At 63.8% G+C, this 16,049-nt stretch carries 10 protein-coding genes; 7 read left to right on the plus strand and 3 right to left on the minus strand.

Translation table 11 applies throughout. From position 1 onward, the window contains the following. Positions 1–299: 299 nt before the first annotated feature. The gene (locus tag FLM52_02735) at positions 300–1,895 is read right to left on the minus strand and encodes a solute:sodium symporter family transporter (GenBank protein ID NVN54720.1); all 1,596 of its coding nucleotides are present in this window, start codon (positions 1,893–1,895) and stop codon (positions 300–302) included. Between the two features lie 375 nt (positions 1,896–2,270). Then, complete coding sequence (locus FLM52_02740; GenBank protein NVN54721.1) at positions 2,271–3,845, minus strand: alkaline phosphatase; 1,575 nt, start codon at positions 3,843–3,845, stop codon at positions 2,271–2,273. A gap of 428 nt (positions 3,846–4,273) precedes the next feature. On the opposite strand from FLM52_02740, the gene FLM52_02745 reads away from it, so the two are divergent. The 4 genes from FLM52_02745 (at position 4,274) to FLM52_02760 (ending at position 9,767) form a co-directional block, all read left to right on the plus strand. Further along, positions 4,274–4,879 (plus strand): DUF924 domain-containing protein, encoded by a 606-nt coding sequence (locus tag FLM52_02745; GenBank protein ID NVN54722.1) that lies wholly within the window; start codon positions 4,274–4,276, stop codon positions 4,877–4,879. 98 nt (positions 4,880–4,977) lie between these two features. Next, positions 4,978–5,223 carry a GlsB/YeaQ/YmgE family stress response membrane protein gene (locus FLM52_02750; GenBank protein ID NVN54723.1) on the plus strand — a complete coding sequence of 82 codons (246 nt, stop codon included), beginning with the start codon at positions 4,978–4,980 and terminating at the stop codon, positions 5,221–5,223. A 319-nt stretch (positions 5,224–5,542) separates the two neighbouring features. After that, the gene (katE, locus tag FLM52_02755) at positions 5,543–7,789 is read left to right on the plus strand and encodes a catalase HPII (GenBank protein ID NVN54724.1); all 2,247 of its coding nucleotides are present in this window, start codon (positions 5,543–5,545) and stop codon (positions 7,787–7,789) included. Between the two features lie 451 nt (positions 7,790–8,240). Further along, entirely contained in the window at positions 8,241–9,767 is a 1,527-nt protein-coding gene (locus tag FLM52_02760; GenBank protein ID NVN54725.1) for a catalase, read from the plus strand. A 163-nt stretch (positions 9,768–9,930) separates the two neighbouring features. Here FLM52_02760 and FLM52_02765 read toward each other — a convergent pair whose 3' ends face one another. Beyond that, on the minus strand, positions 9,931–12,096 hold the full coding sequence (locus FLM52_02765; protein ID NVN54726.1) for a S9 family peptidase: 2,166 nt from the start codon (positions 12,094–12,096) through the stop codon (positions 9,931–9,933). 223 nt (positions 12,097–12,319) lie between these two features. Here FLM52_02765 and FLM52_02770 point away from each other — a divergent pair, with 223 nt between their 5' ends. Genes FLM52_02770 through FLM52_02780 form a run of 3 tightly spaced genes read left to right on the plus strand, consistent with a single transcriptional unit; the run spans position 12,320 to position 15,938 of the window. Beyond that, positions 12,320–12,844, plus strand: coding sequence for a hypothetical protein (locus FLM52_02770; protein ID NVN54727.1), 525 nt, complete (start codon positions 12,320–12,322; stop codon positions 12,842–12,844). Positions 12,845–12,904: 60 nt separating this feature from the next. Further along, entirely contained in the window at positions 12,905–15,052 is a 2,148-nt protein-coding gene (locus FLM52_02775) for a VWA domain-containing protein (GenBank protein ID NVN54728.1), read from the plus strand. Continuing rightward, positions 15,045–15,938 (plus strand): class II glutamine amidotransferase, encoded by an 894-nt coding sequence (locus FLM52_02780; protein NVN54729.1) that lies wholly within the window; start codon positions 15,045–15,047, stop codon positions 15,936–15,938. Before FLM52_02775 ends, FLM52_02780 begins: the two co-directional genes overlap by 8 nt. Positions 15,939–16,049: the final 111 nt, after the last annotated feature.

The following is a 16,049-nucleotide window of genomic DNA, read 5'->3' on the forward strand; positions in this document are numbered from 1 at the left end:
ACATACGTTGGTTTTGTGGCGGGCTCGGCGTCGATTGAGCGTTGAGGATGGGCAGGTGGGCATCCCTTCTCAGTTTCTGGCATCAGTCGCTGAGCGCAGGATCTTGAAAAGATGCATGTCGCGGCGCTTGCCGCGCATTGCGGGGCATCCTTGATGCCCGACTAGATACGCCGGCGCCCCGCCATCGGCGAGGATGGCGGGGCGCCGGCGTGGTCATTTCCTGTGGTCCTCTCTTTCGGTCATGCCGTACTGTCATGTCGAGAACGTGTGTCGTGCAGTCGCCCTGGCGAGTGGAGCGATCAGCCGGCGAAGGCCAGATAGATCACCATCACCAGTACCAGCAGAACGATGCTGGCGATACGCGTGCCGGCCCAGGGCGTCATGTCGATGGCGCCGACATCCTGCTGGACCCAGGGTTCGGCACGCGGTGACAGCTTGCCGATCACCAGCATCAGAGCGATCAATACCACCAGCACGATGGCGATGAAGTGGAAGTTGTGCACCTGGTCGACCAGCTCGGAGAGCGTCGGCACGAAGTAGAACAGGCCGATGACCGCGCAGCCGAGTACCAGCGCCAGATTGGCGGCGATGGCGGGTACGCGCTCGGAGGCCAGACCTACCACGATCACCGCCAGCAACGGGATGTAGTAGATCGAGTTCACCTTCTGGATGTAAACGAACAGGCTTTCCTGGGTCGCCAGCAGCGGCGCGATGGCCATCGCGGCGGCGGCCATGATCCAGCCGGCCCACTTGGAGGCAGTGACCACTTCCTCATCGCTGGCACCGGGCTTGAGGCGTGCCTTGTAGACATCGAGGCTGAACAGGGTGGCGGTGGAGTTGAGCGCCGAGTTGAAGGACGACAGGATCGCGCCGACCATCGCCGCAGCGAAGAAGCCGGTCAGCGGAGCAGGCAATACATCGAAGACCAGCCGGCCATAGGCGGCATCGGCCTTGATGCCGTCACCGGCGTACAGTTGATAGGCGATGATGCCCGGCAGCACCAGGTACAGCGGGCCCAGCAGCTTGAGGGCACCGGTCAGCAGTACGCCCTTCTGGCCCTCGGCCAGAGTCTTGGCGGCAAAGGTGCGTTGGATGATCTGCTGATTGGTACACCAGTAGAACATGTTGAGCAGCAGCACCCCGGTGAATAGGGTCGAGACCGGCACTGACTGGTCATCCCCGCCCAGCGAATTGAGCTTCTCCGGGTGGGTCTCCTTGAGCGTCTCCCAGCCGGCGAGAATGCCATTGCCGTCACCGACACGGTCCAGCCCGTAGTAGACGATGATCATGCCGCCGATCAGCAGGCCGATGCCGTTCAAGGTATCGGAGATGGCGATGGAGCGCAGGCCACCGAAGAGGGCATAGATGGCACCGGCGATGCCGACGGCGATCACGGTGCCGGTCAGCAGCACCATCTGCGAGTCGATGCCGGTCAGGGCGTGCAGGTCGAGCACGCCCATCAGGCCGAGGGCGCCGGAGTAGAGAATGCTGGGCAGCAGGATGATGGCGTAGGCCAGCATGAAGATCAGGTTGGCCAGCAGTTGGGTGGTGCGATCGAAGCGCAGTGCCAGCAGTTCCGGCAGGGTGGTGATGCCGCTCTTGAGGAAGCGTGGCAGGAAGAACATGGCCATCGCGACCAGCGAGACCACGGCCACCACTTCCCAGGCCATCACGGAGAGGCCGTCGGTGAAGGCGGCGCCGTTGAGGCCCACCATCTGCTCGGTGGAGAGATTGGTCATCAGCAGGGAGCCTGCGATGATCGGGAAGGTCAGACTGCGCCCGGCGAGGAAATAGCCGGTGGAATGTTGATGATCGTCACGACGGGTCAGCCACCAGGTGATCACGGCGACCAGCCCCGTGAAGAACACGAAGGAGCTCAGGGTGAGGGCGTTCATGGCGTTATCCTTGTTGAACAACAGGGCTCGGAGGCCTGCTTGCTCAGCTGCCCATCGTCTGCAGAACATGCCTCACCGTTGGCGCGCGGTACCACGAGACACGCTGTCAGCGACCGACATCTAGCGTGCCGGTCAGTGTCAAAGAAATGCAGAACCCTCACCATTGACAATTTGTCTGACATTTTTCTGTAATTGTCTGATTCATGCAGACATAGCCCGCCAGCGGCTGTCGACCTGTCGCCATGACCAGAACGCCCCGCCTCTTGCGTGTCGATCGACGGCAGGAGGCGGGGCGTTGTCGTTGTCAGAACCTGGTATCGCAAGCCGCCAGTCAGCCGCGAGTGCCAGAAGCGGGTGGCGGAACAGAAACCGCTGTCAGGCGCTGGCGGCGGGAGTCAGCACCTGCTGATAGAGCGAGGCGCCATGGATGTCCTTGAGCGTGACGGTCAGCGCCTCACTTTCCGGATCAAGATCCACCTGGCCGAAGAACTGGAATCCTTCACTGGGTGACATATTGGCGCGCCCTTGCGGCGGGGCCTTCACGAACTCCAGTTTTGGCCCGAAGGTATTGTCCAGCTCGCCCGGCCCGTAGGTGCCGGCGTGGATCGGACCGCTGACGAATTCCCAGAACGGCGTGAAGTCCTTGAAGACGGCGCGCTCGGGCGAATAGTGATGTGCGGCGGTGTAATGCACGTCGGCAGTCAGCCAGACCAGATTCTGGATGTCGTGATCGCGCACGAACTTGAGCAGTTCGGCAATCTCCTGCTCGCGTCCCAGCGCCTCGCCATCGCCATTGGCGCCGTTCTCGAAGTTGTCGCCATCACGCACCAGCAGCCCGATGGGCATGTCGGAGGCGATGATCTTCCAGGTGGCGGTGCTGGCCTTGAGCGACTGCTTGAGCCAGGCAAGCTGATCACGGCCCAGGAAGTCGGTCTCGGGGCCACGCTCGGACTGGCGGTTGGCGGAATTGGCGCCGCGGAAGCTGCGCATGTCGAGCATGAACATCTCGAGCCCCGGCCCGAAGCTGAAGTTGCGGTGGATGCGCTCCGGCGCCTCTGGGCCGGTGCGCAGCGGCATGTTCTCGAGGAAGGCACGCCGCGCATTGGCGGACAGCACATCGAGATTCTTCTCGGTGTAGCGACTGTCCTCGAGAATCTCGCCCGGGTACCAGTTGTTGGTGGTCTCGTGGTCATCCCACTGGGCGAACATCGGCACTTCGGCATTGAAACGGCGCAGGTTCTCGTCCATCAGGTTGTAGGCGTACTGGCCACGATACTCGTCCAGCGTTTCTGCCACCTTGGACTTGGCCGGTGTGACGATGTTGCGCCACAGGCTGCCGTCATGCTGGGTGACGCTCTCCTCGAGCGGGCCATCGGCATAGATGGTGTCACCGGAGTGGAGGAAGAAGTCCGGCTGGACCTGACGCATGGTCTCGTAGAGACGCAGGCCGCCGAAGTCCGGATTGATGCCCCAGCCCTGGCCGACGGTGTCGCCGGACCACACGAAGCGCAAGGCGCGCGGTCGCTGGGCGCTCGGCGGCAGAACCAGGCGACCGGCGGTGGCCTCGCTGATGGCGCGGTGGTCATCCAGCGCTGCGTAACGTACCCGGTAGAAGACCTCGCCGCTGGCGTTGGCGCGAGTATTGATACGGGTCAGGTCCAGCTTGCTGGTCAGGCCATCCGTCGGCAGGGCCACCGGGCCACGCATCTGGAAGGCGCCGCGCATCTCGGGATTGTCGGCCAGCTCGATCAGCATGCGTGCCGGCTTGTCGCTCTGACTCCACAGCATGGCGCGGCTGGCGGTCACGTCGCCGCTCATCACGCCAGAGGGCATGCGTGGTCGCCGCCCCTCAGCCATCACGATGGCGGGAGCGCCGAGCAGGCCCGTGGTCGCCAGCAGCCCGACCCCAGCACCCTGCAGGCCACGCCCCAGCAGCTGGCGGCGGTCCATCCGTGACGGGGCGCCGGCGGGGGTGACTGTCGCAGCGTCATTGCCGGCTGGCGCAGCGCTTGGCGAAGAGGGGGATATGGGGGTGGTTTGAGCGGCGTGGGACTTGCGAGAGGAGCGCAAAGGCAGCAGATCAGACAGACGGCGGGACATGACGGGCTTCCTTGTAAGGGTCTGGCGTCAGGTTGGGGTAGAGAGTGGCAACATAAGTGACATCAAGGCACCAGCCAGCGCGGGACAGGCCGCAAAGGCTGACAGCACTGATGGGAGAGGCTACTTTCCACGCTCAAGATGAAGATCCGGTGTCAGAACCATGATCACCACGCGCTGCTCAGGACCGGCACTCGCAGTGCAAGGTGGTGCGCTCCGTCAGGCCTGTCTCGCGGCTTTCTTCCCGACTCCACGCAAGGACACCTTCGATGCCCCCCTCCATGCCCCCCTCAAGCCCCTCGGAATCCCCGCAACCTGACGCCGCCAGGCTGATCGCGGACAGCCATCCCCAGGCACGGCAGGTACTCGATTACTGGTTCACTCAGCTGACGCCCAAGGACTGGTTTCGCAAGAGCGATGCCCTCGATGCTCAGCTGCGCGAACGATTCGCGGAGCTACTCGAGCAGGCGCAGGCCTGTGAACTGTGGGAGTGGCGCACCACTCCCGGTGGGCGGCTGGCGGAAATCCTGCTGCTGGACCAGTTTGCGCGCAATATCCATCGCGATACGCCGCGCGCCTTCAGTGGCGACAACCTGGCACTCGCGCTCTCCCAGCAGGCCGTCATGCTGGGCGATCTGGAGCACTTGCCGATCGCGTGGCAGCCCTTCGCGATCATGCCGTGGATGCACAGCGAATCGTTGCGCATCCATGAATACGCCGAACAATTGTTCGCACGCCCCGGTCTCGAGCACACCTTGCGCTACGAGCATCTGCATGCGGACATCGTGCGTAGATTCGGCCGTTACCCGCATCGCAATGCGATTCTCGGTCGCGAGTCCACGCCTGACGAGGTCGCCTTCCTGGGCCAGCCAGGCTCATCCTTCTGACAAATGAAAGATCGCCCCCTTTTAATTGTATGGCGTCGTCTCCAAGACTTTTACAGCGGCGCCAAGCGCCCGTACATCAGTAAGGAAGGAGACAGCAGATGGGTATCATTCTCGGATTGATCATCGGTGGTCTGGCCGGCTGGATCGCAGGCAACATCATGCGCGGCGGCAGCTTCGGCATTCTTGGCAACATCGTCGTCGGTGTCGTCGGCGGCCTGCTGGGCAGCGTCATCTTCAAGCTGCTGGGGCTCGCCACCACCGGCATCATCGGCTCGCTGGTCGTCTCGGTCGTGGGGGCGGTGGTGTTGCTGTGGATCGTCTCGAAGGTCAAGTCCAAAGCCTGACGGCGCGCTGTCGAGCCCCGTCAGGCGCGAATTAGCAAGCGCAAGCAGCAAGTACAGTCGTCAACAGCAAGTGAAGTCCCTTGCGGGTGTCTGGATGGATTCGATGTAGCCACCCGCCGCAGCAACGCCTCTTGTCACCCGGGGTACCTGAATGCCCGGTGATCTGTCACGGCGCCTAGAGGCGCCTTGTCGAGGTGTGTACCTGGACAGGAAGTACCTGGACAAGAAGTACGCCGGCAAGAGGCGGCAAGGCCGAATCATCCTCCAGCGCCACAGTAGTGGCGCGTTGCGGATCTAGCGAAAACAGGAGCGTTTGAGCATGGCGAGCAATGAGCACGATTCTGCACCTTCTTCCCCGTCGAATGCCGACAGTGCGAAGTGCCCCTATCATGAGGGCCAGAATCGCTCGGCAGAGGGAGAGAACCCCTATACCCATCCCAACCGCAATGGGCCGCACGACACCAGGCCCAATGCCGGTGATGGCCATGCCAAGGACGAGGCGTTGGAGACCTATCGCACCGACGCCGAAGGGCATGATCTGCGTACCAACCAGGGGCTGCGCATCGCGGACAACCACAACTCGCTGAAGGCGGGAGAGCGCGGTCCGACCCTGATGGAAGATTTCATCTTCCGCGAGAAGATGAACCACTTCGACAATGAACGTATTCCTGAGCGTATCGTTCACGCGCGCGGCGCGGCCGCGCACGGGTATTTTCAGGCCTACGACAATGCCGCCAGATATTCCAAGGCTGGTGTGTTCAGCGACCCGTCCAGGAAGACGCCGGTATTCGTGCGCTTCTCGACCGTGCAGGGCTCGCGTGGCTCCAACGACACCGTGCGCGACGTGCGCGGCTTCGCGACCAAGTTCTATACCGATGACGGCAACTGGGACCTGGTCGGCAATGACATCCCGGTCTTCTTCATCCAGGACGCGATGAAGTTTCCCGACTTCGTGCACGCGGTGAAGCCGGAACCGCACAACGAGATTCCCCAGGGGCAGTCGGCCCACGATACCTTCTGGGACTTCGTGTCACTGATGCCGGAAACCACTCACACCGTGCTGTGGACCATGTCGGACCGCGCCTTCCCGCGTCATTACCGCAACATGGAAGGCTTCGGTGTGCATACCTTCCGTCTGATTGACAGCGAAGGCGTGTCGCGCTTCGTCAAGTTCCACTGGAAGCCGGTGGCCGGTACCTGCTCGCTGATCTGGGATGAAGCCCAGAAGCTGTGGGGGCGTGACCCGGACTTCAACCGTCGCATGATGTGGGATGACATCAAGAGCGGTGCACCGCTGGAGTGGGAGCTGGGCATTCAGGTGGTCGAGGAGAAGGACGAGCACAGCTTCGACTTCGACATTCTCGACCCCACCAAGCTGATCCCCGAATCGCTGGTACCGGTGGTGCCGATCGGCAAGATGGTGCTGGACCGCAATCCGGACAACTACTTCGCCGAGACCGAGCAGGTCGCCTTCAATCCGGCCAACATCGTGCCGGGGATCGACTTCTCCAATGACCCGCTGCTGCAGGGGCGTCTGTTCTCCTATCTGGATACCCAGATGCTGCGCCTTGGTGGGCCGAACTTCCACGAGATTCCCATCAACCAGCCGGTGTGCCCGTTCCACAACAACCAGCGCGATGCCCAGCATCGACAGACCATCAACACGGGGCAGGCGTCCTACGAGCCGAACTCCATCGATGGTGGCTGGCCGGCCGAGACACCGCCGTCCAACGATGCCCATGGCGGCTTCGAGCCGCATCATGAGCGCATCGAGGCGCACAAGGTACGTGCGCGCAGTGCCTCCTTCGGGGATCACTATTCCCAGGCCACCCTGTTCTGGAACAGTCAGACTGACGTGGAGAAGGAGCACATCATCGCGGCCTACACCTTCGAGCTTTCCAAGGTCGAGCGTCCGTGGATCCGAGAGCGGGTGATCACCGAGATCCTGCCCAACATCGATCTGGAGCTGGCACGTCGCGTCGGTGAGAATCACGGCATCGAGACACCGACCAGCAAGCCCGCGCCGGACGGTGAACTGGGCACCCGCCAGGTCGACAGCGACCCGGCGCTGAGCCTGATGGCGCGCCTGCCGGACTCGATCGCCACCCGCAAGGTCGCGATTCTGGCCGCCGATGGCGTCGCCATGGAAGATGTTCGCTCGACCAAGGAACAGCTGGCCGCCGAGGGTGCCGAAGGGGTGTTGATCGCCCCGAGCATGGCGCCGATCAAGGCCGGAGACGGCACCATGCTGTCGCCGGATGCGATGCTCAATGGCCTGCCGTCCGTGGCGGTGGATGCCGTCGTCGTCGCTGGCGGTGTGGGTAGCGTCGAGACGCTGAGCGGCTCGGGCCTCGGGCTCTATTATGTCCAGGAAGCCTACAAGCACCTGAAGCCCATCGTGGCCATCGGCGAAGGCAAGGAGCTGCTGGCCGCCGCACGCGTGTCGGTCGAGGAGGGCGTCATCCTGGTGGATGATGTACTCGCCGCCAGCCTGCCGCTGCGTGATGCCCTGATGGCTCACCGGGTGTGGTCGCGCGATGCGCGTGCCAATCAGATGCCAGCATGAGGCGCTGACGCCCCACAAGGTATGGTATGACTCACCAAGCCCCCTGACCTGCGAAGGTCAGGGGGCTTTTTCATGGTCATGATGTGGTCATCTGTGAACGTGAAGATGGGGTGGCGGTGATAAGGTGTAAACAGGGTTGATGATGTCGTCGGGTTGAGTGCCGTCCTGCGGTTCACGCCGCTGAGAGGGGTTGATAGGCTCGGTGATAGGGGCTGATTATCGAAGGCATGCTGGTAATTGATTATCGCTGGATTCATCAGATGCGTAAGGTAAATAGGCATCAAGGGGTCACAAGCCAGCACATGCCGGGCAGGCATCGGCCCCGACCCGATCCGACAATGGGCTGCAGGCCTTCACATCAAGCAGCGCATGAAAATGTGACATCAGCAGTATCTGGCCTTGCCAGTCGAGTTTGATAGCGCTTTTTTCTACCTGACAGGAGAACGTCTACATGTCCCAGACTCCACGCTATACCACAGGTAACGGCGCCCCGGTGCCTCACGATGACATCAGCCAGACAGCGGGCCCGAATGGTTCACTGACCTTCGACAACTGGCGTCTGTTCGAGAAGCTGGCGCACTTCAACCGTGAGCGCATTCCGGAGCGTGTCGTCCACGCCCGCGGCGTTGCCGCCTACGGCACCTTCACCCTGACCCGTGACCTGTCTGATCTGACCATCGCCCGCTTCCTGCAGGGTGTCGGCAAGCAGACCCCGTTGCTGGCGCGTTTCTCCACCGTGGCCGGTGGCCAGGACAGCGGCGACAATACCCGTGACGTGCGTGGCTTCTCCTTGAAGTTCTATACCGAGGAAGGCAACTGGGACATGGTCGGCAACAACACGCCGGTGTTCTTCATCCGCGAACCGTCCAAGTTTCCTGACTTCATTCACACCCAGAAGAAAGACCCGCGCACCAACATGGTCGACTGGCAGAACCGCTGGGAATTCTGGGCCAACCATCCGCAGGCGCTGCATCAGGTCACCATCCTGATGTCCGACCGCGGCATCCCGAAGTCGTTGACCACCATGAACGGCTACAGCTCGCACACGCTGAGCCTGTGGAACGACAAGGGCGAGCGCGTCTGGGTCAAGTGGCACTTCAAGACCGATCAGGGCCACGAGACACTGACCGATGACGAAGCGGCACAGGTCGCACCGGACTTCCACCAGCACGACATGTTCACCCGCCTCGAGCGTGGCGAGCGTCCGAGCTGGACCGTCAACATCCAGGTGATGACCGAGCAGCAGGCACGTGATTACCACATCAACCCGTTCGATCTGACCAAGGTGTGGCCGCATGGTGACTTCCCGCTGATCGAGATCGGCAAGATGGAGCTCAACCGCAACCCGGAGAACTACTTCGCGGAAGTCGAGCAGTCCGTCTTCTCGCCGTCCAACTTCGTGCCGGGTATCGGCGCCTCGCCGGACCGTGTGCTGCAGTCTCGTCTGTGGGCCTACGCCGATGCACACCGCTATCGTGTCGGTGCCAACGCCGAGCAGCTGCCGGTCAATCGTCCGATCTGCCCGGTCAACCACTACCAGCGTGATGGCGTGATGGCGGGCATGTGCCCGGTCACCGGCCACGGTGGCGGCCCGCTGGGCGGCCAGGCCGGTCAGGGCGTGCCGGGAGAGACGAAGGAAGGTGGCCAGTACTCACGCACCAACTTCTATCCCAACGAGCGTGCTGACCAGGGCGCCCCGGTGCCGGACGCTACCGTCGCCGAGCCGCCGATGCCGCTGGAGCAGAACGCCTGGATGGGCTATCACGACAACAGCGATGAGGATAACTACAGCCAGGCCGGCAACCTCTATCGTCTGTTCGACGAAGGCCAGAAGACGCGCATCACCGACGTCATCGCCGGCACCATGGTTGGCGTCAGCCACGTGGTCCAGGACAAGATGATCGCGCACTTCCGTCAGGCGGATGCCGATTATGGTGATCGTATCGCCACCAAGCTGGCCAAGCTCGATCCGCGCTGAGTCAGTCATGCTGCACCCTTCGTCAGGTCAGTAGTGCTACCTTGAGCTGACGAGAAACTCAAGGCCCCCGCCGGGTAACCGGCGGGGGCCTTGTCGTATGCGGCTTTCAGGGTGCTATCCGACAGTCACAGCGCTGTGCGAAAGACACGCAAGCACAGGCACCTCAGTCGTTGTCGCGCGTGGCCTCATTGCCGTCAGCTTTCTCGCACACGCCCAGCGCCCACAGCAGGAAGGCGTCCTGGCGCGCATTGTCATGCCACGCCTTGAAGCGACCCGAGGCGCCGCCATGTCCGGCGCTCATGTCGGTGCGCAACAGCACCGGATGCGGCGTGCAGTCCATCTGGCGCAGACGCGCATACAGCTTGGCCGGCTCCCAGTAGGGCACGCGGGTGTCATGCCAGCTGCCCTGCAGGAACAGCGGCGGATAGGGCGCGGCGCTCAGGTTGTCCAGCGGCGAATAGGCGCGGATGCGACGCCGCGCCTCGTTCTCGTGCGGGTTGCCCCACTCGGTGTATTCCGCGGTGGTCAGCGGCAGCTCCGGGTTTTCCATGGTGCGCAGCACATCGACGAAGGGCACATCGAGCACCGCGGCGCAGAAGGCCTCTGGGCGCTTGTTGAGGCTGGCGCCGACCAGCAGACCACCGGCGCTGGCACCGTAGGCGGCAATGCGATCCGCGGCCCCGACGCCGTGCTCGACCAGCGCATCACGCGCGGCGAGGAAGTCGTTGAAGCTGTTTTCCTTGTGTTCCAGCTTGCCGGCCAGATACCAGGGCTCGCCACGGTCTCCGCCCCCCCGCACGTGGGCGACCGCGAAGGCGACACCGCGCGTCAGCAGTTCCAGACGGGCGATCGAGAACCACGGGTCCAGCGTCTCGCCGTAGGCCCCATAGCCGTAGAGCAACACCGGCAGCGGGGCGTGGGGACGGCCCGTGTCATCACACAGGTCGCGACGCATCACCACCGAGACCGGCACCTGCTCGCCATCGTTGGACGTCGCCCACAGGCGGCGGCTGATCAACTGTTCGGGCGCGAGATCGCCATGCACGGTCTGGCGCTTGAGCAGTCGGCGCGCACCCGTGTCGAGGTCCAGCTCGATCCAGCTCGGCGGGGTGGTGAAGCTTTCCTCGCGGATGCGCAGGCGGCGAGCGTCGAAATGCGGGCAGTCGCCCAGCCCCTGACTCAGAGGTTGTTCCGGCATGGCCAGGCGTTCGTCGCGACTGATCGCCTGTGTCTGTGCCGTGCCCTCGAATTCGATCACGCGCAGCCATGCCTGGGCCTGACGGTGATCGCGTTCATCGACCATCAGCCCCCAGCTGAAGGCTTCGACGCCTTCCAGCGTCACCTCATCGCGGGTGGCGATCAGCGGCTGCCAGTCGCCGGGCGCATGCTCGGAGGCGATATCGAGCTGGAAGTGCGGCGCTTGCCTGTTGTGCAGCACATAGAAGTGGCCGGGGCGGTGGTCGACACCGTACTCGACACCGGTCTCGCGGGCGCGCACCAGGCGCATCTCATCCAGCGGGGCATCGGCCTTGAGCAACCAGGTCTCGCTGGTGTCCTTGGAGGCGGTTTCCAGAATCAGCCAGGCGCGTGAGCGGGTCTTGCCCATGCCGACCCAGAATTCGCTGTCTTCCTCGCGGTAGAGCAGCGTCTCGGCGCGGCTCGTGACATTCAGACACCAGATCTCGAAGGGGCGCTGGGTGCTGTCATAGCGCGTGAACAGCAGATGCTGGCCGTCCTCGGCCCACACCAGGTCCGGCCCGATATCCTCCAGCAGGCACTCGTCATCGTGGCCGGCGTTGCGTGAGTCGCCATCCGTCGCGTTCAGTGTTGCAAGACGCAGGCTGAACACCTCGTCGCCGCTGGTGTCCAGAGTCCATGCCAGTTGCTGTTCATCCGGGGAGATGGCCATCTCGCCCAGTTCGACGAAGTCGTGATGGCGCGACAGGCTCTGCAGGTCCAGCAGGCATTCGTGCTGGCGGGTATCGGCGGGGTCGGCGCCGATCGCATGGCGCCACCAGACCGGATAGTCGGCGTCTGCCGCGGTCTCGCTCCAATAGACGTAGTGATCCAGTGCCTCGGCCAGGCTTGAGACGGCCAGTTCGCGGCGCGCAAGATGGCCGTGATAGAGGGCGTCGCTCAGCGGCGCGAGCGGTGCGAACCAGCGATCACTCTCGGCGTTGACCGCCGTGAGAAAGGTGGTGACCTCTGGCGTGTCGCGTTCTTCAAGCCAGTGCCATTCGGGGTCATCGGCACGATAATGGCGCTGGACGGGGCTATCGGGCATGGCTACCTCGTGAAAGTGGGGTGCTCGAGTGTGTCGGGCGGGCATGGAGTGTAACATTGAGCCTGTCCCACAGCGTGCGCAAGCCCTTGCCTCATGGGAGGCATCGCCGCCGTGAGAGATGAATGCGCAGCCTCTGGTGCCACGCAACGTGTGGCTCCCGATGATGGGATGACTCGATGGCTGAACTGAGGTGTCGGGTGCTTCTGCACAGGACAGGCACCCCTCTGAATGTCAGTCTCGACAGGATGTTATGACAGGAGTGAAGGGCATGATGATTTCCGATTCGTTGCCGCAGATGTGGCTGATCTATTTTGGCCTGGCAGCGGTAGTGCTGTTTACCGGCTATATGGCGGTGCGAATACTGCCGCGTTTCCTGCGCTGGATCCTCGTCGGCGGCATCGCCGGCATGATCGCCGTGCCGACCAGTTTTCACGTCACGGCCAGCGTCGCGGAAGATGCCTACACCGGCCTTGCGCCAGCCATCGTGGCCTTTGCCGTCAGCGTGATACAGAAGGATGGTGGTGGCATGGCCTCGGCCTTCGGCATGCTGGTGCTGGGCATCGGGGCCGGTGTGGTGCTGGGTCTGGTGATCTGGTGGCTGGGACGCGGGCGTGAACAGCGTCGCCGCGCCGCCCAGCAGCGCCGCCAGCCTCATGCCCATGAGCAGGAGGATGAGGAAGTGCGCGAGGGCCACGCCGCTGGCGCCAGCTTGCGCAGCGAGAAACGTGGCACCTCGGCCCGTGCGGCGGCGCGTACCCGCGCAGGCCGCGACCGTCAGGAACCGTCGCTCTGATCGAGCGTCGTTCGATCAGCGCCAGCCGTGCATTGTCCGAGCGTGGACTAAGGATCTGTCATGCCCCGTGATGTAGCTGTCACTTCGTCTCTTGAGCCAGTCCGTTCACCAGGGCATGTATCCGGCTCTTCATTCGGCCCTGTCGCCAAGGTTGCGGGGGCGCGCTGGCTGGCGGCCCTGATGCTGGCGGGCATCAGCCTCGCGTCGCCCTCGGCCTTCGCCGAGCAGGCGTCGTCAGCGGCCAACGCTTCGGCAAGTGAGCCGATGAGCGAGCCGGTAAGTGGGCCGGTAGATGAGTCGGCCAGCGAACAGGCTGAGCAGATGCCGTTCGTGGCCCGGGATGTCGCGAGTGACGCGAACGCAGCCAGTGGCTCGGCGCGCGACATTGCGCCTGACCTGCGCATGGCGATCGATGTCTCCGGCAGCATGAAGCACAACGATCCGACCAATCTGCGCGCCAGTGCGCTGGACCTGCTGGTCACCTTGCTGCCGGAGCGCTCGCGTGCGGGGCTGTGGGGCTTCGGTGAGCAGGTACAGCCCTTGCTGGCGCTGGGCGCGGTCGATGCGGGCTGGAAACAGGCGGCCCGCGGGCTGGAAGGGCGGTTGGACGATTACGAGCAGTACACTGACCTCGAGGCGGGCCTGCGTGCCGCCGCCGAAGGCGCCGATGTGAGCATCGATGGCCAGGGGCCGCGTCAGATCATTCTACTCTCCGATGGCATGGTCGACCTGCGTGAGCCGAGCAGCGAGAAGGCCGCCTCGGACAGCGCCTCGCGCCAGCGCATCACCGATGAGCTGACGCCGACGCTTGCCGCGCACAACATCACGGTGCATACCGTCGCGCTGTCGCGCAATGCCGATATCGATCTGCTGCAGCAGGTCGCCGATGGCACCGGCGGGCTGGCGACGGTCGCCGAGACCCCGGAAGACCTGCTGCGTGCCTTCCTCGGGGCGCTCGACCGTATCGTGCCCGGCGAGCTGGTGCCGCTCGAGGACAAGCGCTTCACCATCGATGGCAGCGTCGAGGAATTCACGGCGCTGGTCTTCCACGGCCCCGATGACAGCGCGCCGATATTGATCGCACCGGATGGTCAGCGCTATTCGCTGGCCGACAAGGCATCGTTGCCCGAGGGCGTGCGCTGGGAACATCAGCCGCGCTATGACCTGATCACCGTGACCGACCCCGAGGCCGGGCAGTGGCGTATCGAAGGGCAGGTGGGCGTCGACAGCCGCATCACCGTGGTGTCAGACCTGGCGCTGGTGTCGCGCCCGCTGCCGGCCACGCTGTATCGCGGCTTTGGCTATTCCCTCTCAGCCTCGCTGGTCGACGGCGCACGTGATGTCGCTGAGCAGGACTTCCTGGCGACGCTGGACGGCAATGCGCGTCTGGTGCCGGAAGACGAGGGTGGCATGTCAGCAGAAACGGCAGCCGTGACCAGCGCCCAGCAGCGCGGTCTTGAGCGTGACGGCGCGCAGTTCAGCGTCAACATGCCGCCACCGCAGCAACCGGGTGGTGCTCGCCTGACGCTGACCATCGAGGGCCAGCGCGATGGCGCGCCCTTTGCACGTCAGTTGAGTCAGCGCACCAGCGTGGTCGACCCGCTGCTGGTCGAGCCGATCGGTGGCAATGCGCAGAACTCGACGCCGCCGAGCGCGCTGGAGGTCAGCGCGCGTCATCCGCTGCTCAACACCGCCAATACCCAGCTGGATGCGACGCTGCAGGGTGAGCCGTTGAGCGTGGCGGAAGCGGGCGAGAGTCGCTGGCGTATCGAACTGCCGCCGCTGGAGCGTGACGTCAGTGCCGATGTGCAGATCAGTGCGCGCATCGCACTGGGCGGGAGCTCACGGGTGATCGACCTGGCGCCCTATACCCTCAACGAGAATGCGGCGCGGCGTGCCGCCAATCTGGACCGCTCGCCCATCGAGGGCGAGTCCTTCGGTGAGATTCAGGGCCTGGATCAGGCGGTAGAGGAGAAGGAAGACCTCAATGACCTGCTGGTGAAGGGCCGCCTGCCCATCGACAAGGTGCCTGCGTTGATCAGTCAGTGGTTCGAAGGAGCTTCGGACTTTGCCAAACGTGAGGCAGAATCACCGCAAAGCCGCATGATCGCTTACGCCGTTGCCGGTGTGATCGGCCTGCTGGTAGTGATCATGTTGGTGCGTCGCATGACGCGCAAGCCGACTCAGCGGGAGGAACCCCATGTGTGAACTGCTCGGCATGAGTGCCAATGTGCCGACCGATATCTGCTTCAGCTTCGCCGGTTTTCTGCAGCGAGGCGGTGGTACTGGTCCGCACCGCGATGGTTGGGGAATCGCCTTCTACGAAGAGGGCGGTTATCGCGAATTCCGTGACCCGCATCCGTCGGTGGATTCGCCCATCGCGCGCATGATTCTCGACTATCCGATCAAGTCGCAGATGGTCATCAGCCATATTCGCCAGGCCAATGTCGGCCAGGTGACGCTGGCCAATACCCACCCGTTCACGCGCGAGCTGTGGGGTCGGCAGTGGTGCTATGCCCACAACGGTCAGCTGGCGGACTGGCAGGCACTGCCCCTGCCGTACTACCGCCCGGTGGGCAGTACGGACAGCGAGCACGCTGCCTGCTTCCTGCTCGGCGAGATCCGGCGCGCCTTCCCGAATCCGCCGGCCCGGTGCGAAGACCTGTGGCGGCATCTGCACGCCCAGTGCGAGCGTCTGCGCGGGCTTGGCGTCTTCAATCTGCTGCTCTCCGATGGCGTGCATCTCTACGCCTACTGCTCCACCAGGCTGGCGCACATCACGCGCCGCGCGCCCTTCGGGCAGGCGAGTCTCACCGACTTCGAGATGAGCGTCGACTTCCAGCAGCACACCACCGATGCCGATGTGGTCTCGGTGATCGCCACCGATCCGCTCACCGACAACGAGCAGTGGCAGCGCCTGCTTCCGGGTCAGCTGGTGGTGTTCCGCGAAGGCGAGCTGGTCGCCAGTCTTGGTGGCGAGTTGCCGCTGAGCCAGGAAGAGCCAGGGCAGGAGCAGGCCGAGAACGGAGCGGTCGATCGCACCGCGACCGCGCGCCTCAAGCCGGATTGGCTGGCGTCTGACTTGAGCTGCTGACGTTTGGTTGAGTCGCTGACGTTTGGCTGAGTCGCTGACGCTGAGCGACGCAGAAAGAAATTGAACGCCAGACACACGAAGGGCCGCGATTGCGGCCCTTCGTGTTTGCGG

This window comes from bacterium Scap17 (genome assembly GCA_013376735.1).
In the GTDB taxonomy this organism is placed as follows: Bacteria; Pseudomonadota; Gammaproteobacteria; order Pseudomonadales; family Halomonadaceae; genus Cobetia.